This is a genomic window from Kitasatospora sp. NPDC003701 (assembly GCF_053587085.1).
The window spans coordinates 38938-65384 of sequence record NZ_JBSFNM010000053.1 but is presented as its reverse complement, the minus strand read 5'-3'; the positions used below and the strand labels follow the sequence as shown (position 1 = coordinate 65384).

22 protein-coding genes, 1 tRNA gene, 1 pseudogene and 1 riboswitch are annotated in these 26447 nt (G+C 74.0%); of the genes and pseudogenes, 17 read left to right on the top strand and 7 right to left on the bottom strand.

Features of this window, described 5'->3' with window-relative positions; translation table 11 throughout:
* Window positions 1–106 precede the first annotated feature (106 nt).
* Complete coding sequence (gene murA, locus ACWDRR_RS34255; RefSeq protein WP_449776157.1) at window positions 107–1447, bottom strand: UDP-N-acetylglucosamine 1-carboxyvinyltransferase; 1341 nt, start codon at window positions 1445–1447, stop codon at window positions 107–109.
* Window positions 1448–1795: 348 nt separating this feature from the next.
* On the opposite strand from murA, the gene ACWDRR_RS34250 reads away from it, so the two are divergent.
* The 6 genes and pseudogenes from ACWDRR_RS34250 to ACWDRR_RS34225 all read left to right on the top strand — a co-directional run bounded on the left by ACWDRR_RS34250 (window position 1796) and on the right by ACWDRR_RS34225 (window position 9348).
* A complete protein-coding gene (locus ACWDRR_RS34250) occupies window positions 1796–2380 on the top strand; it encodes a YqgE/AlgH family protein (protein ID WP_449776156.1) in 585 nt (194 codons plus the stop codon).
* Window positions 2381–2490: 110 nt separating this feature from the next.
* Window positions 2491–2772 carry a DUF3039 domain-containing protein gene (locus ACWDRR_RS34245; RefSeq protein ID WP_174315682.1) on the top strand — a complete coding sequence of 94 codons (282 nt, stop codon included), beginning with the start codon at window positions 2491–2493 and terminating at the stop codon, window positions 2770–2772.
* Between the two features lie 147 nt (window positions 2773–2919).
* Window positions 2920–4590, top strand: a complete 1671-nt coding sequence (locus ACWDRR_RS34240) for a beta-N-acetylhexosaminidase (protein WP_449776155.1) — start codon at window positions 2920–2922, stop codon at window positions 4588–4590.
* A 320-nt stretch (window positions 4591–4910) separates the two neighbouring features.
* Window positions 4911–5777 carry an FAD binding domain-containing protein gene (locus ACWDRR_RS34235; protein ID WP_360627824.1) on the top strand — a complete coding sequence of 289 codons (867 nt, stop codon included), beginning with the start codon at window positions 4911–4913 and terminating at the stop codon, window positions 5775–5777.
* A 71-nt stretch (window positions 5778–5848) separates the two neighbouring features.
* A pseudogene (locus ACWDRR_RS34230) lies at window positions 5849–6397 on the top strand ((2Fe-2S)-binding protein); the annotation flags it as partial.
* A gap of 623 nt (window positions 6398–7020) precedes the next feature.
* Window positions 7021–9348, top strand: coding sequence for a xanthine dehydrogenase family protein molybdopterin-binding subunit (locus ACWDRR_RS34225; RefSeq protein ID WP_449776154.1), 2328 nt, complete (start codon window positions 7021–7023; stop codon window positions 9346–9348).
* A gap of 112 nt (window positions 9349–9460) precedes the next feature.
* Here the strand turns inward: ACWDRR_RS34225 and ACWDRR_RS34220 are convergent.
* A tRNA-Cys gene (locus ACWDRR_RS34220) sits at window positions 9461–9535 on the bottom strand.
* Between the two features lie 232 nt (window positions 9536–9767).
* Window positions 9768–9832, top strand: a riboswitch (guanidine-III (ykkC-III) riboswitch).
* 43 nt (window positions 9833–9875) lie between these two features.
* Between ACWDRR_RS34220 and ACWDRR_RS34215 the strand changes: the two genes are divergently transcribed.
* Both ACWDRR_RS34215 and ACWDRR_RS34210 read left to right on the top strand, forming a co-directional pair.
* The gene (locus tag ACWDRR_RS34215; RefSeq protein WP_449776153.1) at window positions 9876–10190 is read left to right on the top strand and encodes a DMT family transporter; all 315 of its coding nucleotides are present in this window, start codon (window positions 9876–9878) and stop codon (window positions 10188–10190) included.
* Window positions 10191–10297: 107 nt separating this feature from the next.
* Window positions 10298–11737 (top strand): MFS transporter, encoded by a 1440-nt coding sequence (locus ACWDRR_RS34210; protein ID WP_449776152.1) that lies wholly within the window; start codon window positions 10298–10300, stop codon window positions 11735–11737.
* 22 nt (window positions 11738–11759) lie between these two features.
* Here the strand turns inward: ACWDRR_RS34210 and ACWDRR_RS34205 are convergent, their stop codons facing one another.
* A complete protein-coding gene (locus ACWDRR_RS34205) occupies window positions 11760–13040 on the bottom strand; it encodes a hypothetical protein (protein WP_449776151.1) in 1281 nt (426 codons plus the stop codon).
* A 395-nt stretch (window positions 13041–13435) separates the two neighbouring features.
* Here ACWDRR_RS34205 and ACWDRR_RS34200 point away from each other — a divergent pair, with 395 nt between their 5' ends.
* The 3 genes from ACWDRR_RS34200 to ACWDRR_RS34190 are packed head-to-tail and all read left to right on the top strand — an operon-like array spanning window position 13436 to window position 17945.
* Window positions 13436–14080, top strand: a complete 645-nt coding sequence (locus tag ACWDRR_RS34200) for a class F sortase (protein ID WP_449776150.1) — start codon at window positions 13436–13438, stop codon at window positions 14078–14080.
* Window positions 14077–15402 (top strand): alpha/beta hydrolase, encoded by a 1326-nt coding sequence (locus ACWDRR_RS34195; protein WP_449776149.1) that lies wholly within the window; start codon window positions 14077–14079, stop codon window positions 15400–15402. Before ACWDRR_RS34200 ends, ACWDRR_RS34195 begins: the two co-directional genes overlap by 4 nt.
* Complete coding sequence (locus ACWDRR_RS34190) at window positions 15399–17945, top strand: bifunctional lysylphosphatidylglycerol flippase/synthetase MprF (RefSeq protein ID WP_449776148.1); 2547 nt, start codon at window positions 15399–15401, stop codon at window positions 17943–17945. Before ACWDRR_RS34195 ends, ACWDRR_RS34190 begins: the two co-directional genes overlap by 4 nt.
* A gap of 76 nt (window positions 17946–18021) precedes the next feature.
* Here the strand turns inward: ACWDRR_RS34190 and ACWDRR_RS34185 are convergent, their stop codons facing one another.
* Window positions 18022–18495 (bottom strand): SsgA family sporulation/cell division regulator, encoded by a 474-nt coding sequence (locus tag ACWDRR_RS34185; RefSeq protein ID WP_449776147.1) that lies wholly within the window; start codon window positions 18493–18495, stop codon window positions 18022–18024.
* Window positions 18496–18819: 324 nt separating this feature from the next.
* Here ACWDRR_RS34185 and ACWDRR_RS34180 point away from each other — a divergent pair, with 324 nt between their 5' ends.
* From ACWDRR_RS34180 to ACWDRR_RS34160, 5 genes are all read left to right on the top strand, one after another.
* On the top strand, window positions 18820–20652 hold the full coding sequence (locus ACWDRR_RS34180) for a DEAD/DEAH box helicase (protein ID WP_449776158.1): 1833 nt from the start codon (window positions 18820–18822) through the stop codon (window positions 20650–20652).
* Window positions 20653–20910: 258 nt separating this feature from the next.
* Entirely contained in the window at window positions 20911–21150 is a 240-nt protein-coding gene (locus tag ACWDRR_RS34175; RefSeq protein WP_387881335.1) for a TM2 domain-containing protein, read from the top strand.
* Between the two features lie 2 nt (window positions 21151–21152).
* Window positions 21153–21626 (top strand): DUF2752 domain-containing protein, encoded by a 474-nt coding sequence (locus ACWDRR_RS34170; protein ID WP_449776146.1) that lies wholly within the window; start codon window positions 21153–21155, stop codon window positions 21624–21626.
* 375 nt (window positions 21627–22001) lie between these two features.
* Window positions 22002–22652 (top strand): IclR family transcriptional regulator, encoded by a 651-nt coding sequence (locus ACWDRR_RS34165; protein ID WP_209416099.1) that lies wholly within the window; start codon window positions 22002–22004, stop codon window positions 22650–22652.
* 24 nt (window positions 22653–22676) lie between these two features.
* Window positions 22677–23483, top strand: a complete 807-nt coding sequence (locus tag ACWDRR_RS34160) for a S16 family serine protease (protein WP_449776145.1) — start codon at window positions 22677–22679, stop codon at window positions 23481–23483.
* Window positions 23484–23623: 140 nt separating this feature from the next.
* Here the strand turns inward: ACWDRR_RS34160 and ACWDRR_RS34155 are convergent, their stop codons facing one another.
* Window positions 23624–24406, bottom strand: coding sequence for an IclR family transcriptional regulator (locus ACWDRR_RS34155; RefSeq protein ID WP_449776144.1), 783 nt, complete (start codon window positions 24404–24406; stop codon window positions 23624–23626).
* Between the two features lie 160 nt (window positions 24407–24566).
* Window positions 24567–25133 carry an Lrp/AsnC family transcriptional regulator gene (locus ACWDRR_RS34150; protein WP_449776143.1) on the bottom strand — a complete coding sequence of 189 codons (567 nt, stop codon included), beginning with the start codon at window positions 25131–25133 and terminating at the stop codon, window positions 24567–24569.
* Between the two features lie 203 nt (window positions 25134–25336).
* Here ACWDRR_RS34150 and ACWDRR_RS34145 point away from each other — a divergent pair, with 203 nt between their 5' ends.
* Complete coding sequence (locus ACWDRR_RS34145) at window positions 25337–25867, top strand: VOC family protein (protein WP_449776142.1); 531 nt, start codon at window positions 25337–25339, stop codon at window positions 25865–25867.
* Window positions 25868–25885: 18 nt separating this feature from the next.
* Here ACWDRR_RS34145 and ACWDRR_RS34140 read toward each other — a convergent pair whose 3' ends face one another.
* Window positions 25886–26443, bottom strand: coding sequence for a hypothetical protein (locus tag ACWDRR_RS34140; RefSeq protein WP_449776141.1), 558 nt, complete (start codon window positions 26441–26443; stop codon window positions 25886–25888).
* Window positions 26444–26447 lie beyond the last annotated feature (4 nt).

The window sequence follows — 26447 nt, the reverse complement described above, 5'->3', positions numbered from 1 at the left end:
GCCCCGCACCCCGCCCCACCCCCCCCCGGCGGGGGCGGGGGGGGGGGGTCGGGGGGGGGGGGCGGCGGGGCGGGGGGGGGGGCCCCCCCCCCCCCCCCCACGACGGTCAGGCGGTGACCAGCCGCTCGCTGGGCAGCTCGACGTGGGCGCCGAGGTCGCGCAGCTTCTCCATGAAGTTCTCGTAGCCGCGGTTGATCAGGTCGATGCCGTGCACGGTGGAGGTGCCCTCGGCCGCCAGCGCCGCGATCAGGTACGAGAAGCCGCCGCGCAGGTCCGGGATGATCAGCTCGGAGCCGATCAGCTTGGACGGGCCGGAGACGACCGCGGAGTGCTGGAAGTTGCGGGCGCCGAAGCGGCACGGGGTGGCGCCCAGGCACTCGCGGTAGAGCTGGATGTGGGCGCCCATCTGGTTCAGCGCCCCGGTGAAGCCCAGCCGCGACTCGTACACCGTCTCGTGCACGATGGACAGGCCGGTCGCCTGGGTCAGCGCGACGACCAGCGGCTGCTGCCAGTCGGTCTGGAAGCCGGGGTGCACGTCGGTCTCCAGGGCGATCGCCTTGAGCTCGCCGCCCGGGTGCCAGAACCGGATGCCCTCGTCGTCCACCTCGAAGGCGCCACCGACCTTCCGGAAGGTGTTGAGGAAGGTCATCATCTCCAGCTGGCGGGCGCCGCGGACGTAGATGTCGCCCTTGGTGGCCAGCGCCGCGCAGGCCCAGGAGGCGGACTCCAGGCGGTCCGGCAGGGCGCGGTGGTTGTAGCCGGAGAGCTCGTCCACACCGGTGATCAGGATGGTCCGGTCGGTGCCCATGGTGATGATCGCGCCCATCTTCTGCAGCACGCAGATGAGGTCGACGATCTCCGGCTCGACGGCCGCGTTGCGCAGCTCGGTGACGCCCTCGCACAGGACGGCGGTGAGCAGCACCTGCTCGGTCGCGCCGACCGAGGGGTAGGGCAGCTCGATCCGGGTGCCGCGCAGGCGCTGCGGGGCCACCAGGTAGGTGCCCTGCGGGTGCTTCTCGATGCTGGCGCCGAACTGGCGCAGCACCTCGAAGTGGAAGTCGACCGGGCGGCCGCCGATGTCGCAGCCGCCGAGGCCGGGGATGAAGGCGTGGCCGAGGCGGTGCAGCAGCGGGCCGCAGAAGAGGATCGGGATGCGCGAGGAGCCGGCGTGCGCGTCGATGTCGGCGACGTTGGCGCTCTCCACGTGGGACGGGTCGAGGATCAGCTCGCCGTCCTCGTCGCCGGTGCGCACGGTCACCCCGTGCAGCTGGAGCAGACCGCGGACCACCTTGACGTCGCGGATGTCCGGGACGTTGCGCAGTCTGCTGGGTCCCTGCCCGAGGAGGGCGGCGACCATGGCCTTGGGGACCAGGTTCTTCGCACCGCGGACGCGGATCTCGCCTTCGAGCGGGTTTCCGCCGTGGACCAGCAGGACGTCGTCGGTCATCGTTCTCGCAATCCGGGGTGCCAGAGGAGTGGGTGCGGCTCCGGGGAGGGAGCCGAGCGGTGGACCGGTCGTACGGGCGCGCTCGGGCCCCCGGCGTGACCGAGTCGGCACCGTATAAGGGCGTCCACCATCAGTAGATGGTAGTAGGCGTCTCGGTGGTTCCCGTGTGCCTCTCCCGTGATGGTGCTCTCCCGGGGTGGTGTTCCGCCCGCCGGTGCGTCCGTACGGGTGTTCGCGGCGTGCCCGTGGGGGTGGTCGTGGCGGCGTTCGCGCAGGGTGGTGAAGCTTCGTCGGCGGGCTTCGCGTTGAGGTGTCCTGCCCCGGCGGTTCTGCGGGATCATGTGAGACATGACGGCGGCCCATACGCGCGGAGGCCGGTCGCACACCGGCCGACTGCTCGTCGCGACTCCCGTGCTCACCGACCCGAACTTCGCCCGGGCGGTGGTGCTCCTCCTCGACCACGATGCCGAGGGGGCGCTCGGTGTCGTCCTCAACCGGCCGACGCCGGTGGAGGTGGGCAGCGTGCTGGACGGCTGGGGCGGCCTGGTCGGGCACCCGGCCGTGGTGTTCCAGGGCGGGCCGGTGGCGTTGGACTCGGCGCTCGGCCTGGCGGTGGCGCCGGGGGAGCCGGAGACCGTCGAGCCGCTCGGCTGGCGACGGGTGCACGGGGCGATCGGCCTGGTGGACCTGGAGGCGCCGCCCGAGGTGCTGGCCGGCGAGCTCGGGGGCCTGCGGATCTTCGCCGGGTACGCGGGCTGGTCGCCGGGGCAGCTGGAGGCCGAGCTCGGCACCGGCGCCTGGTACCTGGTGGACTGCGAGCCGGGGGACATCTCCAGCCCCGAGCCGGAGCGGCTCTGGCGCGCCGTGCTGCGCCGCCAGCGCGGCCCGCTGGCGCTGCTGGCGACGTACCCGGACGACCCCACGCTGAACTGACCGGCGGACCGGTCGTGGACCCGCCCCGGGGCGTCCCGCCGGGGCCCGCGGGCGGCGCCGGCGCCGGGACACTGGCCCGGTTTCCCGGGGCGCCCATAGACTTGGCACCCATGAGCACTCTTGAGCCCGAGCGCGGCCTCGGCACCGGCACCCTGGTCGAGCCCGTCCCGCAGGTGTCCAACGGGGACGGCGACCACGAGCGCTTCGCGCACTATGTCCAGAAGGACAAGATCATGGAGAGCGCGCTGTCGGGGTCCCCCGTGGTGGCGCTCTGCGGCAAGGTCTGGGTCCCCGGGCGCGACCCGAAGAAGTACCCGGTCTGCCCGATGTGCAAGGAGATCTACGACGGCATCGGCAAGCCCCAGGACGGCAAGGGCGGCGACGACAAGTAGCCCGGTCCGGGCCGGACGGCTCCGGCCGGCGCCGTCGCGCACCGGACCGCTCCGTACGGCGCCGTTCTGCACGGCACCGTTTTGCACTGTGCCGCATTGTGCGAAGTGGTCTATGCCAATTGGCCCGGTCGCGGGCAGGATGGCGGAATGGACCTCATTCCCGCCCCCTTGAGTTCCGTCCGCCTCCAGGACCAGGACTTCCCCCTCGACCGCAGCACCACCCTGACCGCGCCCCCGGCGCTGGCCGGCGCCGAGCGGTGGCTGCGCACCGCGTTGACCGCCGCCACCGGACTGCCGCTCGGCCCGGGACGGCCCGGCGAAGGCGTCGAACTGGTCCACGACGAGACGCTGGCCGGTGAGGCGTACCGGCTCTCGGTGCGCCCCGGCCGCGCCGTGGTCACCGCCGGCGGCCCGGCCGGCGCGCTCTGGGGCGCCCAGACCCTGCGCCGGCTGCTCGGCCCGGACGCCTACCGCCGGGCCCCGCTGCGCGACACCGGGTGGGTGCTGCCCGGCGTCGACATCGAGGACGCCCCCCGCTTCGGCTGGCGCGGCGCGCTGCTGGACGTCGCCCGCCACTTCCTGCCCAAGTCCGACGTCCTGCGCTTCATCGACCAGCTCTCCGCGCACAAGCTCAACGTGCTCCACCTTCACCTGACCGACGACCAGGGCTGGCGGGTGGAGATCAAGCGCTACCCGAAGCTCACCGAGCTGGCCTCCTGGCGCGAGCGCTCGATGGTCGGGTACCGGTCCGGCCAGCGCCGCGACGACCGCCCGCACGGCGGCTTCTACACCCAGGACGACCTGCGCGAGATCATCGCGTACGCCGCCGAACGGGCGATCACGGTCGTTCCGGAGATCGACCTGCCGGGTCACTCCCAGGCGGCCATCTCCGCCTACCCCGAACTCGGCAACACCGACGTGGTGGACACCGCGGCCCTGGGCGTGTGGACCGACTGGGGGGTGAGCCACAACGTGCTCAACCCCTCCGAGGGCACCATCCGCTTCTTCGAGGGGGTGCTGGAGGAGGTCCTGGAGCTCTTCCCGTCCGAGTTCGTCCATCTGGGCGGCGACGAGTGCCCGAAGGAGCAGTGGAAGGACAGCGCCGCGGCCCAGGAGCGGATCCGGGAGCTCGGCCTGGGCAACGAGGACGAGCTGCAGAGCTGGGTGATCCGGCACTTCGACCGCTGGCTGGCCGAGCGCGGGCGCCGGCTGATCGGCTGGGACGAGATCCTGGAGGGCGGGCTGGCCATTGCCGCCGGGCCAAAGGGCGCGCCGACGGATTCCGAGCGCCCGGAGGCCCGGTGGCGGTCACGTGCGGCCGTCTCCTCCTGGCGCGGCTACGGCGGCGGGATCGCCGCCGCCGAGGCCGGGCACGACGTGGTGATGTGCCCCGAGCAGCACGTCTACCTGGACCACCGGCAGGCCCCGGGCGCGGAGGAGCCGATCCCGGTCGGCTTCGTCCGCACCCTGGAGGACGTGTACCGCTTCGAGCCGGTGCCGGCCCAGCTCGACGAGGTCGCGGCCCGCCGGGTGATCGGCACCCAGGCCAACCTGTGGAGCGAGTTCATGGACAGCGCCCGCGACATCGACTACCGGGCCTTCCCCCGGCTGGCGGCCTTCTCGGAGGTGGCCTGGTCGGCGCTGCCCACCGACCCGGCGGAGCGCGACTACGCGGGCTTCGAGCGCCGGATGGAGTCCCACCGGGCCGTCCTGGACGCGCTCGGCGTCGAGTACCGCCCGGTCGACGGTCCGCACCCCTGGCAGCGCCGCCCCGGGGTGGCCGGCCGTCCGATCGAGGGCCTTCCGCCGGTGGTCTGACCGAGCCCGACGGCCGGGCTCCATGGCGCCCGGGAACTTCTGAGTGGTCATCCGACGTCAAGAACAGATGAACATCTGCTCCGGTCCGGCTCGGGCCGGAGCAGATACCGCCCGGTATCCGTCCCAATCGGGCAGTTCCGTTCGCCCGTCCCGAAATGATCATCGAGCATTGTGTGCCAGAGTTGCCCAACCCGGCCCGATCGCCCGTACCCTACGGGCCAGGCCGGGCTGCCGACGCGGACACCCCGGCCGAGGGCCGCGGGCGGCAGGCGATCGATGAGCAAGTGGAGCACGGTGGGACCCAGGTGAACCGGACGATCATGCTGCCGGCCTCCCTCGACGAGGCCGTCGACGCGCTGGCCGCCACCCCGGCCGCGGTGCCGGTGGCCGGCGCCACCGACCTGATGGAGGCCGTCAACGCCGGGCGGTTGCGCCCCGCCGCCCTGATCGGCCTCGGCCGGATCACCGAACTGCGCGGCTGGCGCTACGAGGACGGCGGCACCGCCGTCCTCGGCGCCGGACTCACCCACGCCCGGATGGACCGCCCCGACTTCGCGGCCCTGATCCCCGCCCTCGCCGACGCCGCCCGGACGGCGGGCCCCCCGCAGGTCCGCAACGTCGGCACCCTGGGCGGCAACATCGTCACCGCCTCGCCGGCCGGCGACACCCTCCCGGTGCTGGCCGCGCTGGAGGCCACCGCGACCCTCGCCCGGGCCGGCGCCACCCGCGAGGTCCCGGTCAGCCACCTGCTGACCGGCCTCGACCCGCTGCGCCCCGGTGAGCTGCTCACCTGGGTGCGCGTCCCGCTGCTGCACGCCCCGCAGGTCTTCCTCAAGGCCACCGGCCGCAGCGGCCCGGCCCGCGCCACCGCCTCCGTCGCGCTCGTCCTCGACCCCGCCCGGCGCGCCGTGCGCTGCGCCGTCGGGGCCGTCGCCCCCGTGCCGCTGCGCCCGCTGGAGGCCGAGGCCTGGGTGGCCGGCTGCATCGACTGGGACGGCAGCCGCGAGATCGACCCCACCGCGACGGCCGCCTTCGGCGAGTACGTGGCCGCCGCCTGCGTACCCGACAGCTACGGCGCCGAGGGCGCCTGGGAGGCCGTGACCGAGGGGCCGAGCGCCGCCGCCGTCCGGTTGCGGCGTACCGTATCGGTGCTGGCCCGCCGGGCACTGGGAAGGGCGCTGAAGTGACCACTGACCCCATCGGAACCCTCGACGCCGGCCCGCTCAACCACGCGCCGCAGGTCAGCCGCGAGCTGCGCCCCTGCGCCTCGTACACGCTGCGGGTCAACGGTTTCGAACGGCCCGTCACCGACGCCTGGATCGGCGAGAGCCTGCTCTACGTGCTGCGCGAGCGGCTCGGGCTGGCCGGCGCCAAGGACGGCTGCGAGCAGGGCGAGTGCGGCGCCTGCTCGGTCCAGGTGGACGGCCAGCTGGTGGCCGGCTGCCTGGTGCCCGCCGCGCTGGCCGCGGACAGCGAGATCAACACCGTCGAGGGCCTGTCGGCCGGCGGCGGAGCCAGCGAGGTCCAGCAGGCGCTGGCCGAGTCCGGCGCGGTCCAGTGCGGCTACTGCACGCCCGGCATGGCGATGGCCGTGCACGACCTGCTCCAGCGCAACCACCGGCCCACCGAGGTCGAGGCCCGGCAGGCGCTCTGCGGCAACCTCTGCCGCTGCACCGGCTACCGGGGTGTGCTGGCCGCCGTGCAGAGCGTCGCCGACGCCCGCGCCCACGAGGCCGAGGAGGCGGAGGAGGCGCACGCGGCCGCCGCCGAGGCGCCCGCTCCGGCCGGCGACACTCCCGCGGCCGGGGTGCCGGTGCCGCCGCCGGCGCCCGAGCACACCGCCCGGGCCGCCGCCGACCTGCCGGTCTACACCGACGACGACGCCTGGATCGAGCACGTCCCGCAGCCGCCCGTCGAGGAGACCCCGACCACCGCCGGCACCGGCCTGACCGTCGGCCTGCCGTACGGCACCCCCGACGGCCAGGGCGGCTACGACAGCGGCGTGTACGACACCGCCGTGCTCGCGCCCGTCCCCGCCCAGGGCGGCGAGGGACCGGGCTACTACCCGCCGCAGGGCTACCCCGAGCAGCAGCCGTACCAGGGCACCCCCGCGCACGGCACCTACCTGCCCGGCGGCCACCCGGACGGGGGTTACCCGGACGGGGGCTACCCGGCGCAGCCCGGCTACGACGCCTCGCCGTACGACGGCCCGGTCTACGAGCCGACCCCCGCGCACGGCGTCCCCGCCCCCGGCGGCGGTTTCGACGGCCCGGTCTACGACGGCGGCTTCGGCGGCACGCCCGCCCACGGCACGCCGTACGTCCCCACGCCCCCGCACGGGGTCCCGGCCGAGGGCGCCGCCCCCGCCGGCGTCCCGTACGGCGCCACCCCCGCCCACGGCATCCGGCTCCCCGAGGACGACCACGCATCATGACGTCGCCTACCGACATCGGCGCAGCACCCCAGCAGGACGGGGACGAGGGCGGCGCACGGGAGCCGTTCGGGCTGGGCAGCTCCCCGCTGCGCAGCGACGCCCTGCCGAAGGCGCTCGGCATCTACCCGTACGCCGCCGACCTGTGGGCCGAGGGCCTGCTCTGGGGCGCGGTGCTGCGCTCGCCGCACCCGCACGCCCGCATCAAGGGCATCGACACCTCGGCCGCGCTCGCGCTGCCGGGCGTGCACGCGGTGGTCACCTCCGCCGACCTGCCGCCCGGCCCGGACGGCACCCCCGACGGCGCCCCGGCCGGGCCGATCGTCGCCGACCGGCCGATCCTGGCCGCCGGCGTGGTGCGCCACCACGGCGAGCCGGTCGCCGCGGTCGCCGCCGACCACCCGGACACCGCCCGGCTGGCGGTCGGTCTGATCACCGTCGAGTACGAGCTCCTGGAGGCGGTGACCGACCCCGAGCAGGCCTTCACCGCCGGTCCGCTGCACCCGGACGGCAACCTCTTCCGGCACCTGCCGCTGCGCACCGGCGACCCCGACGCGGCCGGCGAGGTCATCGTCGAGGGCCTCTACCAGGTCGGCCGCCAGGACCCGGCGCCGCTCGGCGCCGAGGCGGGCCTGGCCGTGCCGCGCCCGGACGGCGGCGTCGAACTGCACCTGTCGTCCACCGACCCGCACGGCGACCGCGACCGCACCGCCGCCTGCCTCGGCCTGGAGCCGGACCGGGTCCGGCTGGTCGTCACCGGCGTGCCCGGCGCCACCTCGGACCGCGAGGACCTCTCCTTCCAGGTCACCCTGGCGCTGCTGGCGCTGCGCACCGGGCGTCCGGTGAAGATGACCCTCACCCGCGAGGAGTCGTTCCACACCCACACCTCCCGCCACCCGGCACTGCTGCGCTACCGTCACCACGCGGACGCCGAGGGCAAGCTGGTCAAGGTGGAGGCGCAGATCCTGCTGGACGGCGGCGCCTACGCCGACGTCTCGGCCGAGGCGCTGGCCGCCGCGACCGCCTTCTCGGTCGGCCCCTACGTCTGCCCGAACGTCTTCGTGGACGCCTGGGCGGTGCGCACCAACAACCCGCCGGCCGGCCGGATGCGCGGCGAGGGCGCCCTGCAGGCCTGCTTCGCCTACGAGTCGCAGCTGGACCAGCTGGCCGCCCGGGTCGGCGTGGACCCGGTGGAGATCCGCCGGCGCAACGCGATGGCGACCGGCGACCCGATGCCCACCGGACAGGCCGTCACCTGCCCCGCACCGGTGGCCGCACTGCTGGACGCCGTCGCCGAGGAGCCGCTGCCGGCCCTGCCGGTGGACGATCCGGACGCCGAGTGGCTGCTGCCGGGCGGGCCCGGCGGCGCCGGCGACCCGGCGGCGGTGCGGCGCGGCATCGGCTACGCGGTCGGCATGGTGCACATGCTGGGCGCCGAGGGCGAGGACGAGGTCTCCACCGCGACCGTGCGGGTCAGCGGTGACCACGCCACGGTGATCTGCGCGGCCGTCGACTCCGGCCAGGGCTTCGCCACCCTGGCGCGGCAGATCGTGCAGTCGGTGCTGGGGGTCGGCGAGGTCTACATCGCGCCGGCCGACAGCGACCAGTCGATCGCCGGGCCGGCCGCGCGCGGCCGGCACACCTGGGTCTCCGGCGGCGCGGTCGAGCGGGCCGCGCTGATGGTCCGCCACCAGCTGCTCCAGCCGATCGCCGCCAACTTCGGGATGTCGGTGGAGCTGCTGCAGATCTCCGACGGCAAGATCACCTCCTACGACGGCGTGCTCGGCATGCCGGTCGCCGAGGCGCTGGAGGGCAAGGAGCTCTGGGCCACCGCGCAGTGCCGCCCGCACCCGACCGAGCCGCTGGACGAGGCCGGGCACGGTGACGCCTTCGTCTCCATCGCGTTCTGCGCGATGCGCGCGGTGGTGGACGTGGACATCGAGCTGGGCGCGGTCCGGGTGGTCGACGTGACCGTGGCCCAGGACGTCGGCCGGGCGCTCAACCCGCGCCAGATCGAGGACCGGATCGAGGCCGGCGTGGCCCAGGGCGTCGGCCTGGCGCTGCTGGAGGACCTGCGCACCGAGGGCGGCCTGCTGCAGAACCCCTCGCTCACCGGCTACCGCCTGCCGACCGCCCTGGACACCCCCGAGGTCCGGATCGCCGCCCTGCTGGAGGAGCGCGACGTGGTCGCGACCTTCGGTGCCAAGGCGGTCAGCGCGGCTCCCGCGGTGGTGGCCCCGGCCGCCGTCGCGGCCGCCGTCCGCGCCGCGACCGGCCTGCCCGTCGGGCGGCTGCCGATCCGGCCCGAGGACGCCGTCGCCGGCTGACCGCGCGGTGGGGCGCCGGCCCGGCGCCCCACCCCCGGGTGAATTCCCGGGAAATACCGGAACGCCGAATTGCCGGTCCGCGAAATCTGCGCGGACCGGCAATTCATTTCGGTGGAGGCCATGACGGGAATCGAACCCGTGTAAACCGCTTTGCAGGCGGTTCCCTAAACCACTCGGGCACACGGCCGTGGGAGGAGCTGTACCGCGGGTGCGCTCAGGCGCAGCGGCAACAGCGACAGGCGCGACAACACCGGGGAGCGGCACAGGTGCGGAGCGCCGGAACGGCCACCGTCTTCCTGTTCATTGCCGACTCCTGTCGTCGTTCGCCGTGTTGATGAATTCATCTTGGCGGAATGCCGGGGGGAACGTCAATGTCCGTGTGTAAATTCTGTATGGCGGGTTCGTGCTACGGTCGAAGACAGGTGGCCGGAGTCGGCCGCCCCGGACGAGCGCGTCGTACCCGGTGACGACAAGACGGCGCAGCACAGCGGCAACCCGGCCGCTGCTGACTGCGGAGGTGTCTCGTCATGGCATGGCTCGTTCTGATCGTTTCCGGCGTCCTGGAGACCGTCTGGGCCGTGGCCCTGGACTCGTCCAAGGGCTTCTCCCGGCTCGTTCCCACGATCGTCTTCGGCGTCGCGCTGGCCCTCAGCATGGGCGGTCTGGCGTACGCGATGCGCTCCATCCCGATCGGCACCGGCTACGCGGTCTGGGTCGGCATCGGCGCCATCGGTACGGCGCTCTACGGAATGGCCGTCCTCGGGGACGCGGTCACGATGGCGCGGATCGGCTGCCTGCTGCTGATCGTCTCCGGCGTGGTGGGCCTCAAGGTGCTGCACTGACCGGGCGCCCTCACCGGTCGGGACCTTCGTCCCAGGCCCTGCGGACCAGACGGACAGGGACCGGCGGTCAGGGGTCATATCGGCTGACGGGCCTTACGATGTCACGTATGACCACAGCCTCCCCCACCTCGGTCGATTCCGCCCCGATACCCCCCGAGGAGAGCGACCCCGGTGGCGGCGTGCTCGGCGGCCGCTACCGGGCGCTGACCCTGGGGATCGTCTCCGTGGTCCTGCTGCTCGCCTTCGAGGCGACGGCGGTCAACACCGCGATGCCGGTGGCGGCCCGCCAGCTGGACGGGCTCCAGCTGTACGCCTTCGCCTTCTCCGGCTACTTCACCACCACGCTGTTCGCCCTGGTCGTCTCCGGCCAGTGGTGCGACCGGCGGGGCCCGCTGCAACCGCTCTTCACCGGCATCGCGGTGTTCGGCGCGGGCCTGGTGGTGGCCGGGGCGGCGCCCGGGATGTGGGTCTTCGTGGCCGGGCGGGCGATCCAGGGCATCGGCGGCGGGCTGGTGATCGTCGCGCTGTACGTGGTGGTCGGGCGGGCCTATCCGGAGCGGCTGCGGCCGGCCGTGTTCGCGGCCTTCTCCTCGGCCTGGGTGCTGCCCTCGATCGTCGGCCCGGTGGTCTCCGGCGCCGTCACCGACCACCTGGGCTGGCGCTGGGTGTTCCTCGCCGTCCCGGTGCTGATCCTGCTGCCGCTCGCGGTGATGGGACCGGCGCTGCGCCGCTCCGAGAGGGAGCAGCCGGTGGCGAAGGGCGCGGACTTCGACCGCCGTCGCACCCGGCTGGCCGCGATGGCCGCGCTCGGCGCCGGTCTGCTGCAGTACGCCGGTCAGCGGCTGGACCTGATCGGGCTCCTCCCGGCGCTCGCCGGGGCGGCGCTGCTGGTGCCCGCCGTCCTGGGGCTGCTGCCGGCCGGGACGCTGCGCGCCGCGCGCGGCCTGCCGACGGTGATCCTGCTGCGCGGGGTGGCCGCCGGGGCGTTCTTCGCGGCGGAGGCGTTCATCCCGCTGATGATGGTCACCCAGCGCGGCCTGTCGCCGACGCTGGCCGGCCTGACCCTGACCAGCGGTGGCCTCTCCTGGGCGCTGGGCTCCTGGTTGCAGGGCCGGCCGGGTGCGGAGCGGTACCGGGAGGCGATGATCCGCTGGGGCTTCCTGCTGACGGCGGTGGCGATCGCGGGGGCGGCGCTGGTGCTCGTCCCGGCGGTGCCGGCCTGGGTGGCGGCGGCGGCCTGGGGCGTCGGCGGGATCGGCATGGGCCTGACGGTGGCGAGTGTCAGCGTGCTGATGATGAAGCTGTCCGCGCCGGAGGACGCCGGGGCCAACTCGGCCTCGCTGCAGATGAGCGACGCGCTCGGCAACGTGCTGCTGGTGGGCCTGTCCGGGGTGCTCTTCTCGGCGCTGGGCGGCGGCTCGGTGGCCGCCGCCCGCGGGGGCGGCGGGGGCACCGGCTCGGCCGGCGCGTTCACGGTGATCTTCCTGACCATGGCGGGCGTGGCGCTGGTGGGCGCCGTGCTCGGCGGCCGGGTCCGGAGGGCGTAGGGCCGGCCGCGCCGGTCCGGGGTCAGCCGGCGGCGGCGCCGGCCGGTGCGGGGGAGCCGAGGAAGGTCTCCCAGCCCCCGGCCGGTGCCTGGCCGACGGCGAGGCCCTGCAGCTTGCGCAGCACCGCCGGGTCCTGCGCGTCCAGCCAGTCGACCAGCTGGCGGAAGGAGACCAGCCGCACCTCGGGCCGGCCGGCGACGGCCTTGAGCACGTCCTCGACGGCGTTCATGTAGATGCCGCCGTTCCACTCCTCGAAGTGGTTGCCGATGATGAACGGCGCCCGGTTGGTGGTGTACGCGCGCTCGAAGCCCATCAGGTAGGAGTCCCTGGCCTGGGTCTGGTACGCCGCGTGCAGGGCGGGGTCGGCCTTGGTGTTGCTGCCGGACTGGTTGAACATGATGTTGTAGTCCATCGACAGCACCTGGAAGGTGTGCCCGGGGAAGGGGATGGACTGCAGCGGGAGGTCCCAGAGCGCCCCGCCCTGGATCTTCTGCGGCCAGATCTGCGTCCCGTTGCCGCTGCTGTCGTAGCGCCAGCCGCGCTTGACGGCGGTCGGCAGCAGGTTGCGCTGGCCCTCCAGGCAGGGGGTGCGGCTGCCGATCAGCTCCTTGCGGTAGTCGAACGGCAGCGCCGGCAGGTCGGTGAAGCCGGTGGTGGTCCTCCAGTTGGTGACGAAGTCCATCGCCTGCTGGATCTCGCTGTCCCAGTCCTCCGGCGACCACTTGCCGACGCCGGTGGCGCCGCAGAAGTGCCCGTTGAAGTGGGTGCCGATCTCGTGCCCCTCCAGCCAGGCCGCGTGCAGGTTCTCCAGGGTGTCGTGGATGTGCTGGTCCGACAGGTAGCCGATGTCGGAGGCGCCGACCTTGTGCTGCGGCGGGCGGTAGAGGTCCTTCTTGGCCTCGGGCAGCAGGTAGCTGCCGCTCAGGAAGAAGGTCATCGACGCGTTGTGCTCCCGGGCCAGCCGGCGGAACCGGCCGAACAGGCCGTTGTCCAGCTCGCCGGCGCCGTCCCAGGAGAAGACCACGAACTGCGGCGGGCGCTCGCCGAGCTTCAGCGGCTCGGCGGTGGGCTGGTTCGGCTGCGGACCGGTGTCCGAGGTGGAGCCGTCGCCGATCAGGGTGGCGGGGGGCTTGGGGGGCGCGGAGCCCGGGCCGGCGTGGTCCGCCGCCGGGCTCGCCGGCACCGGGACCGGAGCCGCCGCCTGCTCTCCGCCGGCCCCGCCGTTGGCGCCGCAGCCGGCCGCGAGGGTGGCTGCGGTCGCGGCACCGGCGGCCAGTAGGGTGCGGCGGGAGAGAGCGTCCATGGTCACTCCGTTCATGGGACATGCGGCAGGCGGGAGACAGTCCGGTCGGACAAGTGCGGTGATAGGCCTGTGAACGGGGTCAGCATGGCATGTGGACACGATCGGTCGGTGATCCACCACGAACGGTCGCAACTGATCGCCCGATTGGTGCAACCGGACAGGCGTCCGAAGTTGTCGATGGTCATGCGAGACGACTCGGAAGCGGTCCTACCGGCGGGTTCCGGTCTCTCCGGGTGGTCGCCCGCCTACTCGGAGCGCGCACCGGGCCGGTAACCCTGCCGATCGGGGGGTGTCGATAGGACCATCGTATGGACGTGCCTTAGGGTCCAATCCGGTTGAATTGTTCCCAGGAATCTCCCAGGAACGAGCACGTTGTCAGCAGAGGGGAGCGCCGGGTGGGCGCCCAACAGAGCAGGAGCCCGTGGCCGGGCACCCTGGCGGTCGGCGCCGCAGTCGTCCTCGGGGCCTGGCTGCTGCACGACGGGGGCCACGCCGCACTGCCCCCGGCACCCGGTTCGGGCCAGTACCTCTCCGGCTTCGCCCCGGTCTCCGTCGTTCCTCCGCTCGGCCCCTCCGCCCCGACCCGGATCAGGATCCCCGCCGTCAAACTCGACGCCCCCGTCACCGGCCTCGGTCTGGACGGCGACGGCCACCTCCAGACGCCCCCGGCGGCCGACCGCAACCTGGCCGGCTGGTACCGCGGCGGCGCCACCCCCGGGCAGCGCGGCACCGCGATCATCGCGGGACACGTCGACAACAAGAGCGGGCCCGCCGTCTTCTATCATCTGGGCGCGCTGCACCGCGGCGACCGGATCGAGATCGCCCGCGAGGACGGCGCCACCGCCGTCTACCAGCTCTACGCCATCGAAGTGCACGACCGAAAGGACTTCCCGGACGACCGGGTGTACCGCCAGGCCGCCGACGCCCAGCTCCGGGTGATCACGTGCGGTGGCGGGTACAGCGAGGAACACGGCTACCAGGGAAACGTGGTCGCCTACGGATTCCTGGCCGACACCACCCGGCCGGGGACACGTACATGACCACCGCTACGCTCGCCGTCAGCTGGAACCCCATCGACTGGCCGCTGACGCACGGCCCGATCCCGCTCGCCGTGCTCGCCGCCGGCTGGGGCTCCCTGCTCCTGCTCGCCCTGGCCCGCGGCCGGACGTGGTGGAACCGCCGGCTGCCCGCCGCGCTGTTCAGCGCCGCCGCGCTCAGCCTGGTGCTGGACGTCGTCGTGGACGACTGGTGGCACCCCTTCCCCGAGGGGCTGCCCCGCTACGTCACCTGGTGGATCGCCGTCGCGCTGCTCGGGCTCTGCCTGGCCGGCTACCGGATGCCGCGGCTCGGCCGGAAGGGCAAGCTGCTGGCGGTCCTCGCCGGCGCCCTGGTGCTGCTGATGGCCTCCTCGCAGGTCAACCGCGGGTTCGGCCAGTACCCCAGCGGCCGGGTCATGCTCGCGCCCTGGCTCTCCGAGACCCAGGAGCTGACCACCGGCAAGGACGCCCGGACGGTGAGCCCGCCGCCCGGCAAGGTCCTGGAGGAGGTCTGGCAGGCACCCCCCGGGCTGCCCGCCAAGGGCACCGTCTCCATCAAGCCGATCCCGGGCACCAAGTCCGGTTTCAAGGCCCGTGACGCGTACGTCTACCTGCCGCCGGCCTACCAGGCCAGCCCGCGCCCGCTGCTGCCGGTCGTGGTCCTCGTCACCGGCCAGCCCGGCAACCCGGGCGACTGGGTGCTCGGCGGCCAGGTGAACGAGGCGCTGGACGCCTTCGCCGCCGAGCACCAGGGCCTGGCCCCGATCGTGGTGATGCCCGACCAGCTCGGGTCGATCTGGAACAACACGCTCTGCATGGACTCCAAGCTCGGCAACGTGCAGACCTACCTGGCCGAGGACGTCCCGAACTGGGTCCACCAGAACCTCCAGACCGCCAAGGGCCGGGGCTCCTGGTCGATCGGCGGGGCCTCGATGGGCGGCACCTGCGCGCTCCAGCTCGCCGTCAACGCGCCCGACGTCTTCGGCTCCTTCCTCGACATGTCGGGGCAGGAGGAGCCCACCCTGGGCACCCGCGATCAGACCGTCGCCGCGGCCTTCGGCGGCGACCGGGCCAAGTTCGACGCCGTCGACCCGCTGCAGGTGATGAGCCGCAAGCGGTTCCCCGACACCGCCGCGGCGATCGTCGTCGGCCGCACCGACGGCGAGTTCCGCCCGCAGCAGGAGAAGGTCTACCAGGCGGCGCTGGACGCCGGGATGAAGGCGAGGTTCGATCTGATGCCAGGTGGGCACGGTTGGGTGGTGTTCCGGCCCGGCATCGTCGACCAGCTGCCCTGGCTGGCCCAGCAGACGGGGTTGATCCGGTGATCCGGCTGGGCACCGCCCCGGTCCTCGTCGCCGCCCGCGAACGCGACCTCGGCCTCGACCCCGTCCCGGTGGTGACCGCCCCCGAGCCGTCCCCGCGGCCGGGCCGGCCGGCCGCCACCGGGCTCGCCGCCCGGCTGCGCGCCGCGCCGCTGACCCTCGTGCTGCTCGGCCTGCTCTGGGCGGTCGGCGCCGCCACCGGCAGCCTGGCCCGGGGCCCGTCCCGGGACCTGCTGGCCCAGGTCGGCGTCGGCCTGCCCACCCTCGGCGAAGGCCGCTGGTGGACACCGCTCACCTCGCTGTTCTGGTGCTCCAGCGCGGGCTCGTACGTCCTCACCAGCCTGCTGCTGCTCCTGGTCGGCCCGGCCGCCGAGAGCCGGCTCGGGCGGCGGCGGACCCTGCTGGTGCTGGTCGGCGGGCAGGTCCTGGGCACCCTGCTCGGCACCGGACTGGTCGCCTTCGGCTCACGGGCCGGCGAGCAGTGGACGGCCGCCGTCGCCGACCAGACCGCCGCCGGTCCGGTCGTCGGCCTGTTCGCACTGGCCGGGGTGCTCGGCTACCGGCTCAGCGTGCTCTGGCGGCGCCGGCTGCACCTGCTGGTGGTGCTCGTCCCGCTGGTGATGACGCTGTACGTCGGCCATCTGCAGAGCGTCCAGCGGTGCGCCGGCGCGCTGCTCGGGCTCGGCATCGGCGCGCTGCTCGCCCGGGGCCGGTGGCAGCTGCGCCCGCACCGCTCCTCGCACACCGAGACCCGGGTGCTGGTCGCGCTCTGCCTGGTGGCCGCCGCCCTCGGGCCGCTGATCGCCTCGCTGTACGACAACGCCGCCGGGCCGTTCAACACCTTCTCCGAGCTCTACTTCTCGCACCGGCTCACCCCGGACGAGGTCGCCGACTTCTGTGCCCTCTCCGCCCACGACTGCGCCCGCGCGCACGCCGTCCAGCGGATCTTCGACACCCCGGCCCGGCTGATGGCCGCGCTCTTCCCGGCCCTGCTGCTGGTCCTCGCCGAGGGCCTGCGCAGGGGCCTGCGGCTGGCCTGGCGGATCACCGTCGCCACCGAGCTGCTCTGGGTCGCGCTGCTGCTCTGGCTGTTCACCGAGACCGGCACCGGCACCGGGGACGTGGTGCAGTACTTCGTCGAGGCGCTGCTGCTGCCGCTGCTCACCACCGGCCTGCTGCTGGCCACCCGCCAGCGGTTCGGCCTGCGGCTGCCGGGCGCGGTGCTGCGCCGGCTCGCCCTCGTGCTCGGCGGGGCGGCACTGGCCGCCGCGGCCGCGTACGTCGGGTTCGGCCGGGTGGCGGCCGGACAGTTCGACCCGGGCGCGGGCCTGCGCAGCCTGGCCGCCGGGCTGCCGGCGCAGTTCCTGCCGCCCGCCTACAACGACCTGCTGCCCGACTACCCGATCGCCGTCGGCCCGCTGGCCCGCTTCCTGGAGACGTACTGCGGTCTGGCGTTCTGGGTGGTCGCGCTGACCGCGCTGCTGGTGGCCTTCCGCCGGCCGGTGGTGCACGCGGAGGCCGAGGACGCCGCCCGCGCCCGGGCCCTGCTCACCGCGCACGGCGGCGGCACGCTCTCCTTCATCACCACCTGGGACGGCAACCACTACTGGTTCGACGAGGAGGGCCGGGCCGCCGTCGCCTACCGGGTGCTCTCCACCGTGGCGCTGACCACCGGCGACCCGTTCGGCGAGCCGGAGGCCCGCCGCCGGGCGGTGGCCGGCTTCGCCCGGTACTGCGACACCCGCGGCTGGACGCCGTGCTTCTACAGCGTCACCCCGGAGACCCGGGCCGCCGCCGGGCAGCTCGGCTGGCGCTCGCTCCAGGTGGCGGAGGACACCGTGGTCGCCCTGCCCGAGCTGGCCTTCACCGGCCGCAAGTGGCAGGACATCCGGACGGCGCTCAACAAGGCCGGCAAGCAGGGCATCACCGCCGAGTGGTGGGCCTACCACGACGCGCCGCTCGCGCTGCGGGACCAGATCCGCTCGATCTCGGAGGAGTGGGTCTCCGAGAAGGGCCTGCCGGAGATGGGCTTCACCCTCGGCGGGCTGGAGGAGCTGGACGACCCGGCGGTCCGGCTGCTGATCGCCGTCGACGGCGACCGCACCGTGCACGGGCTGACCAGCTGGATGCCGGTCTACGAGGACGGGGTGCCGGTCGGCTGGACGCTGGACTTCATGCGCCGGCGCTCGGACGGCTTCCGCGGCGTGACGGAGTTCCTGATCGCCTCGGCCGCGCTCGGCTTCAAGGAGGAGGGCGCGCGCTTCCTCTCGCTCTCCGGCGCGCCGCTGGCCCGCTCCGGGCAGGACGCGCCGCCCACCGGGCTGCAGCGCACGCTCGACTGGATGGGCCGGGTGCTGGAGCCGGTGTACGGGTTCCGCTCGCTGCTGGCCTTCAAGGCGAAGTTCCAGCCGGAGTACCGGCCGATGTACATGGCCTACCCCGACCCGGCGGCGCTGCCCAGCATCACCCGGGCGATAGGCAAGGCGTACCTGCCGCACCTCACGGCGGCGCAGGGCGTCCGGCTGATGCGCCGGCTGTCCTCCTGAGGCGCCCGCCCGGGCTCGGCCCCGGGCGGCGCCGACGGCCGGTGGCCGCGGGGGTGCGGCCGGGCGCCGGCGCGCGTCAGCCCAGGAGCTCGGCGAGGGCGCGGTCGGCGTCCAGGTACAGGTGCTCCTCGCCCTCGGGGACGGCCAGCCGGCTGCGCCAGAGGAAGCGCCGCAGGTCGGAGGTGTCGAACTGGACCAGCGCGGTGCCCTCGGGCGCGCGCAGCTCGACCATGGTGCGCCGGCCCGCCGCGGGCCGGATGTGGACGTCGCCGACGCCGGCGGCCAGCTCCAGGCCGGCCGTCAGCAGCTGGCGGGCGAAGACCCACTCGATGTCCGGGCCGGCCTCCGGGCCGCCGGCGTCCCGGCTGTCGTCCCGGCCGTCGTTCCGGCCGGGGCCCTCGGCCGGCTCGTCCAGCGAGAACTCGGCGGGGAAGCCCATTCGGACGGCGAGCGGATCCTCCGGGCGGTAGGCGAGGGTGACCCGCAACCGGGCCGAGCGGTGGGTGGAGAGGATCAAGCGGGCCTGGACGGTCTCTTCGACGGCGTGCACGGCGCGTCCCTTCTCGGTGGGGTGGGGCCTTCTGGGGGTGAGGCCGCGGTGACGGCTGTGGAGGGTGGGGCGGTCTCACAGGTGAGAGTCGGACGGGGCGGTCGTGCTTACGCGGTTTCGCGGGCGGATTTCCGTGATCCGGCTCACATCGGTTTCCGGCCGTCCGGGCGTCGCGGAGGCCGAGCCTGGCCGCCCGAACCGCGCCGGGCCGGTACGCTGGACCGGTTGTCCGATTGCCGCCCGACCGCGGGCAGGGGCCGCAAAACAGCCTCTGACCTGCGATGATCCCCCTCGGAGACCGTGAGTACTGCCGCCGCCTCCTCGATGCCCCTCTTCTCCGACGCGCAGGAGCCGCACGCGCCCGCCCGGGCCGCCGGCCAGGGCGCGTCGGCCGCTTCGCACCACCTGTCGCCGGCCTTCCCCGGCCGGGCCCCCTGGGGCACCGCCGGCAAGCTCCGGGCCTGGCAGCAGGGTGCGCTGGACCGGTACATCGAGAACCAGCCGCGCGACTTCCTCGCGGTCGCGACCCCGGGCGCGGGCAAGACCACCTTCGCCCTGACCCTGGCCTCGTACCTGCTCCACAACCACCTGGTGCAGCAGATCACCGTGGTCGCGCCGACCGAGCACCTGAAGAAGCAGTGGGCCGAGGCCGCCGCCCGGATAGGCATCAAGCTCGATCCGGCCTACTCCTCCGGCCCGCTCTCCCGCGAGTACCACGGCATCGTGGTCACCTACGCGGGCGTCGGGGTCAACCCGATGCTGCACCGCAACCGCACCGAGGCCCGCAAGACGCTGGTCATCATGGACGAGATCCACCACGCGGGTGACTCGAAGTCCTGGGGCGAGGCCTGCTTCGAGGCCTTCGAGCCGGCCTCCCGGCGGCTGGCGCTGACCGGTACGCCGTTCCGCTCGGACACCAACCCGATCCCGTTCGTGCAGTACGAGGCGGGCGGCGACGGCATCCGCAAGTCGGTCGCCGACTACACCTACGGCTACGGGCACGCGCTGGCCGACCACGTCGTGCGGCCGGTGATCTTCCTGAGCTACAGCGGCAACATGCGCTGGCGCACCAAGTCCGGCGACGAGCTGGAGGCGCGGCTCGGCGAGCCGATGACCAAGGACCTGATCGCCCAGGCCTGGCGCACCGCGCTGGCCCCGCAGGGCGAGTGGATCCCCAGCGTGCTGCAGGCCGCCGACCGCCGGCTGAGCGAGGTCCGCAAGGCGATCCCGGACGCCGGCGGCCTGGTGATCGCCACCGACCAGAACACCGCGCGCGCCTACGCCAAGATCCTGCGGGAGATCAGCGGCGAGAAGGCCACCGTGGTGCTCTCCGACGAGGCGGAGGCGTCCAAGCGGATCTCCGACTACGCGGCGGGCGACTCGCGCTGGATGGTCGCGGTCCGGATGGTGTCCGAGGGCGTCGACGTGCCGCGCCTGGCCGTCGGGGTGTACGCCACCTCGATCTCCACTCCGCTGTTCTTCGCGCAGGCCGTCGGCCGTTTCGTGCGTGCCCGCAAGCGCGGCGAGACCGCGTCCGTCTTCCTGCCGACCATCCCGACGCTGCTGGGCTTCGCCAACGAGATGGAGCTCCAGCGCGACCACGTGCTGGACCGGCCGAAGAAGGAGGGCGAGGGCCTCTTCGACGAGGAGGACCGGCTGCTGGCCGAGGCCGAGCGGGCCAACGACGGGCCGGACGGCGCGGGCGGCGAGGAGTTCTCCTACGAGGCGATCGGCTCCGACGCGGTCTTCGACCGGGTGCTGTACAACGCCATGGAGTTCGGCATGCAGGCGCACCCGGGCAGCGAGGAGGAGGAGGAGTACCTCGGCATCCCGGGCCTGTTGGAGCCGGACCAGGTGCAGATGCTGCTGCAGAAGCGCCAGCACCGGCAGATCCAGCGCAGCAAGGCCAAGCCCGCCGAGGAGGCCGACCTGCTGGAGCTGCCGGCCGAGCAGCGGCCGGTGGTGACCCATCAGGAACTGCGTGAGCTGCGCAAGGAGTTGAACGCGCTGGTGGCGGCCTGGCACCACCGGACGAGTCAGCCGCACGGCACCATTCACAACGAGCTGCGGCGCCAGTGCGGTGGCCCGCTCACGGCGCAGGCGACGGTCAATCAGTTGAAGGCGCGGATCGAGCGAATCCGGGAATGGGCGAAGTAGCGGGACGTCGGGGAATTGTCCGGCATCTTCTTAAGGTCATGTGACGGTAAGGCATACGCGAAGGATTTGTAGAGACAGCCGGTGTGATGATCGGCTAGTGTTCCGCGTGCCGCGCCGCCTCCGGGTTGTCACAGCTGCGCTCCGCCCCGTCCGGGCGGTCGCCGCGACCCCGGTGAGCCGGGCCGGCGACCTCACCAGTCGAGGAAGCGACCGTCCCGTCGCGCCCTCGAACATGCCGTCACAAGGAGCACACCGAACGTGTCGTACCCGCCCCACGCCCAGCCCGAGCTGTCCGACAAGTCGAAGATCGTCGCCGGCATCCTGACGATCCTGCTCGGCAGCCTGGGCGTCGGCCGCTTCTACACCGGCCACATCGGCCTGGGCATCGCCCAGCTGCTGACCTGCGGCGGTCTCGGCGTCTGGTCGCTGATCGACGGCATCCTCTTCCTCACCAGCGACGACCGCACGGACGCCCAGGGCCGTCTGCTGCGCAGCTGACCTTGCGCAGGACGTTCACGGCGCGCCGCCCCGGCTCCGGCCGGGGCGGCTTCGCCGTGCCCGGAGCCGGCGGCCTCCTCGCCCGGCTGCCCCTCCCCGCCCGGCTGCGCACCGCGGGGCCGCCGCTGGCGGTGCTCGCCGGCGGCCTGGCCGGCTCGGCCTACCTGTGGTCGCGCAACCCGCACCTGCCCGGGCAGATGCTGCCGTTCTGCCCCTGGCGGAAGGTCACCGGGCTGGACTGCCCCGGCTGCGGCGGCACCCGGATGACGTACGACCTGCTGCACGGCGACTTCGCGGCGGCCTGGCACGACAACGCGGCGCTGCTGCTCTCGCTGCCGCTGGTCGCGCTGCTCTACCTCACCTGGCTGCGGCACGGCCTGGCCGGCCGGAGCTGGCGGCCGACCCTCGGGCGGGCCGGCACGGCGGCGGTGCTCGGCACCGCGGTGGCCTGGACGGTGCTGCGCAACCTGCTCTGACCCGTCGCCCCGGCGGGCTGCCGGGTGGGTGGCGGGCGGTGCCCTGCTCGGCGGGGGCTGTCCGAACTTCGGACTGTGTTCGAACTTGCGCACAGCCAGCGGCCGCACAATGGTGGCATTTGCCCGTATTTGTCATGTGCGACGAAATCGATCATGCCCGAATTTTGGACAACCACTTCCGCCGCGACAATTCCTTCACTACCTTTCCCACACGCTCTCCCGCCGGGTAACCCCCGCGGACGGGCGCCGCAGGACCGCCAGGACGTCAAGGACGACACACCGCGGCCCGAGCGCGGCCACCCACCTGCGCGCGACACCTGAGTCCCGGACCGGCGCCGCCGCTCCGGCGACCGCCGCGGAAAGGAATTGCGCGTCGTGACTGCAGAGACCTCCCAGACCCTGGACCGTGGTGTCCGGGTCCTCAAACTCCTCGCCGACTCCGAACGCGGGCTCACCGTCACCGAGCTCGCCGCCCGGCTCGCCGTCAACCGGACCGTCGTCTACCGGCTGCTGGCCACGCTGGAACAGCACGGCCTGGTCCGCCGGGACATCGGCGGCCGGGCCCGGGTGGGCCTGGGCGTGCTGCGACTGGCCCACCGGGTGCACCCGCTGCTGCGCGAGGCGGCCCTGCCGGCCCTGCGCAGCCTGGCCGAGGACCTCGGCGCCACCGCCCACCTCACCCTGGTCGACGGCAACGAGGCGCTGGCCGTCGCCGTGGTCGAGCCCAGCTGGACGGACTTCCACGTGGCGTACCGGACGGGGCTGCGCCACCCGCTGGGGGAGAGCGCCGCCGGGCGGGCGATCCTGGAGGCGCGCGGCTTCCCCAGCCAGCGCCGTCCGGAGCAGGGTTTCGTCATCACCCGTGCGGAGGAGCAGTCGGGCGCGAGCGGCGCGGCCGCCGCGCTGGTCGGGCTGAGCGGGATCGAGGGCAGCGTCGGCGTGGTGATGCTGAACGGGCTCGTCCCCGAGCGGGTCGGACCCCGGGTGGTGGAGGCGGCGACGGAGGTCGCCGACGCCCTGCGATAGCGCCGGGTGTGTTTGGATGCCTCTGTGTCCGACACCAAGCTGCCCAAGGCCCTGACCGCCCCCCGCACCCGCGCGCTGGCGCTGTGCGGGGTGCTGGTCGCCGCGCTGTTCGGCGTGGCGGCCTTCGTCCCGCTGCCGTACACGCTCACCTGGCCGGGGGTCACCGCGGACACCCTGGGCAGCTACCAGGACAAGCCGGTGCTGACCATCACCGGTGCGCCGGTGCGGACCACCGACGGCGAGCTGCGGATGGTGACCATCTCGGCGACCAACCCGGGGGAGAAGACCACCTTCTGGCGGTCGCTGCGGGCCTGGTTCGACCAGGACGAGGCCGTCCGGCCGACCGAGACGGTCTACCCGCAGGGCGATCCGGCCAAGGCCGAGGAGGTCACCGCCCAGCAGATGACCGAGTCGCAGGACAGTGCCACCACGGCCGCGCTCTCCTACCTGCACCTCTCGCCGGCCCAGGTGAAGGTGAAGGTCGACCTCGGTGACATCGGCGGTCCGAGTGCGGGCCAGATGCTGGCGCTGGGCATCGTCGACAAGCTCGCCGGTGACGGCAAGGGCGGCGACCTCACCGGCGGCGTGACGGTCGCGGGTACCGGCACCATCGACGACCAGGGCGTCATCGGCCCGGTCGGTGGCGTGCCGCTGAAGACCCAGGCGGCGGCCCGGGACGGCGCGACGGTGTTCCTGCTGCCCAAGGACGAGTGCTCGGACGCCAAGGTCAACCTGCCCGAGGGGCTGCGGCTGGTGCCGGTGGGCACGCTGAGCGAGTCGATCTCCGCGCTGGACGCGCTGAGGAACGGCGGTGCCGTCCCCGCCTGCTGAGCCCTGTGCTCGGTGTGGGCGGGAGCGGGTCCGCCGGGTGCCGCGGGTGCGGCGGGCGCGTCGGTGCGGCGTGCGTGGGGCCGGGCGAGCCCTGTCCGCCCGGCCCGGTCCAGGCCGCGTGCCCCGGCCCGGGAGGGTGGTCAGAGCCCGAAGGCCACCGAGGCGAAGTCGTTGCTCAGCCGGGTGCGCAGCTGCGCGGCGATGGCGGCTAAACGGTGGGCCTGTGCCATCGGCAGTGACACCGAGACCGCGGCGATGCCGTTGCCCGCGACGATCGGGACCGCCGCTCCGGCCGTGCCGATCGCGTACTCCTGGTACTGCGTGATCGGCGCGGCCCGCTGCGGCCCCTGGCGGGGCAGCATCGGCAGGTGCGCGGGCTCCTTCAGGGTGTACGGGGTGAGCGGCACCATCGGGTAGCGGGCCAGGTGGGCCCGGCGCTCCTCGGCGGACATCAGGGCGAGCAGGGTCTTGCCGGCCGAGTGGGCGTGTGCGGCGGCCCGGAAGTGGCGCCGGTCGATCAGCGGCGCGCCGGGGGCGGCCACCGCGTCGACCAGCTCGACCTCGCCCTGGCGGTACCAGCTGAAGTAGACCGCCGCGGAGAGCTCGCCGGCGAGCAGGGTGAGCAGCCGGTTGAGCCGGTGGTGCCCGGCCGCCGGGCTCTCCTCCCGGGTGAGCCCGGCCACCGCCGGGCCGGTCAGGTAGTGGCCGCTGCGGCGCTCCAGGTAGCGGTCGTGCACCAGGGTGCGCAGCAGGTGGTAGGCGGTGCCGAGGGCGAGCCCGGTGTCGCGGGCGAGCTGCTTGGCGGTGGCCCCGTTGGGGTAGCGGGCGACCGCCTCCAGCAGCCGCAGGGCGCGCTGGGCGGAGGCGATCAGGGTGGGTGGGGCCGGGGGCAGGGGAGAGCGGATCGATGAATGGATGGTCATATGAGTGATCTTTTCGCGCACCCTGGGCACGGTCCGCTGGCATATGCGCATCGATCGGGCCGCGTCCTCCGGGCGCTGCCCGCCGTGCCCGGAGCGCCGTGCCCGGAGTCGCCGTTCCCGGAGCGCCGTCCTCGGAGTCGCCGCCCCTCCCGGTGCCGCCCTACTCGGCGGCGGCCTGGTCCACCAGCGGCAGGATCCGGTACGGCACCGGGTTCTCCAGCGCGATCGCCGTCGAGGACCGGACGATCCCGTCGAACCCCACCACCCGGTCGATCACGCGCTGCAGGTCGGCGTTGGACCGGGCCACGATCCGCACCATCATGTCCCCGCGTCCGGTGATCGTGTGCAGCTCCAGCACCTCCGGCACCGCCGCCAGGTGGGCCCGCACGTCGGAGCCCTGGCCCTGGGAGATCTCCAGCGTGGCGAAGGCCGTCACCGGGTAGCCCAGCGCCGCCGGGTCCACCTCGGGCCCGAAGCCGCCGATCACGCCCTTGGCCTGGAGCCGGTCCAGCCTCGCCTGGACGGTGCCCCGGGCCACCTGGAGGCGGCGCGAGCACTCCAGCACCCCGATCCGCGGCTCCTCCGCCAGCAGCCGGATCAGCCGGCCGTCCAGCACGTCGATCGCGTCGTTGCCGGTACCGGCGGTCGGGGCCGAAGGGCCGGGCCCGGCAGCGGAGTTGGGCGCATCGGTGGAGTTCGGGGAACTCGGGGACTGGGCGGGGGGCATCGCGGGGCTCCGTCCTCCGGTGGGCATTCTGTACAGCGGTGCGGCCGATTCTCCCGCCCCGGCGCACACCTTGACCAGGAGGAAACGGAACAGTTGCGCGCCGGTCGGCCCGGCGCCACCCTCCAGCCACAACCCCGTGAGCCGGGCCCCACACCGGCCCACGGGGTCGACCGTGGTCCCGTACGCCCACCGGGAGGGCCGTCATGACCGACACCGCCGCCGAACCCGTGCTGCTCACCGCGGGCCTGGAGGAGCCCGACCTCGTCCCGATGGGGCACGCCGACGCGGTGGTCTTCGCGGTCGGCGACGCCGAGCGCGCGGCACGCCGCTACGCCACCGCGCTCGGCCTGCGCTGTACCGCCTACGCGGGGCCCGACACCGGCGAGCCGGAGACCGTCTCGTACGTCCTGCGCGCGCCCGGCACGTGGTTCGTGCTGACCTCGCTGGTCCAGGTGATCGGGCCGCGCGGCCGGGAGCTGGCCGACCACCTGGCCCGGCACGGCGACGGCGTGGTGGACCTCGCCGTCGGTGTGCCGGACGTCCACTACGCGTACGACTACGCCGTGGACCGGGGGGCCGGCCCGCTCGCCGAGCCCTACGAGGTGCACGACCGGTACGGGGTGGTGGTGCTCGCCGCGATCGGGGTGCCCGGCGGGACCAGGCACACCCTGGTCGACCGGTCCCGCTACCGCGGCCCCTACCTGCCCGGGTACGTGCCGTTCGACCGCTGGTGACCGGCGGCCGGCCGACGGTCAGCGGACGACCGTCTCCACCGTCGGCGGGTGGCCGTTCCAGGCGACGAACACCGAATTGGCCTGGTCGCCCTTGCTGAAGTCCACCCGCATCCACTGCGGGCCGTTCCAGACCTGCATCTGCCAGCCCGGATCCGGGGTGGCGGAGACCAGGGAGGCGCTGTCCGGCCGGATGTCCAGCGCGACCTTGCCGCCGGGAACCGGGTAACTGCGCACGGAGGATGTGGCGGTGGTGGCGGCGGCGGTGGTGGTAGGCGTGGGACGGCGCGAGGAGGGCGGGGCGCCGGGCGCCGCCGCGCTGCGCTGGGTGGTCGACGAGGCCGGCGCGGGCGTCGGGCCGGAGGACTCCGGCCGGGGCGCGGACTGTTCCTGGGTCGGCGTCGGTGCCGGCGCCGACGAGGGCCGTGCGCCGCTGGACGCCGGGGACGGCAGGGGCAGCGCCGTGGGCTGCTCGAACGCGGCGCCGGTCAGCACCGCGTGCACGCCGAACCAGGACAGCGCCACCGCCGCCCCGGTGGCCGCCGCCCAGGCGCCGAGCTGTACCAGTCCGTTCCGCATCGTG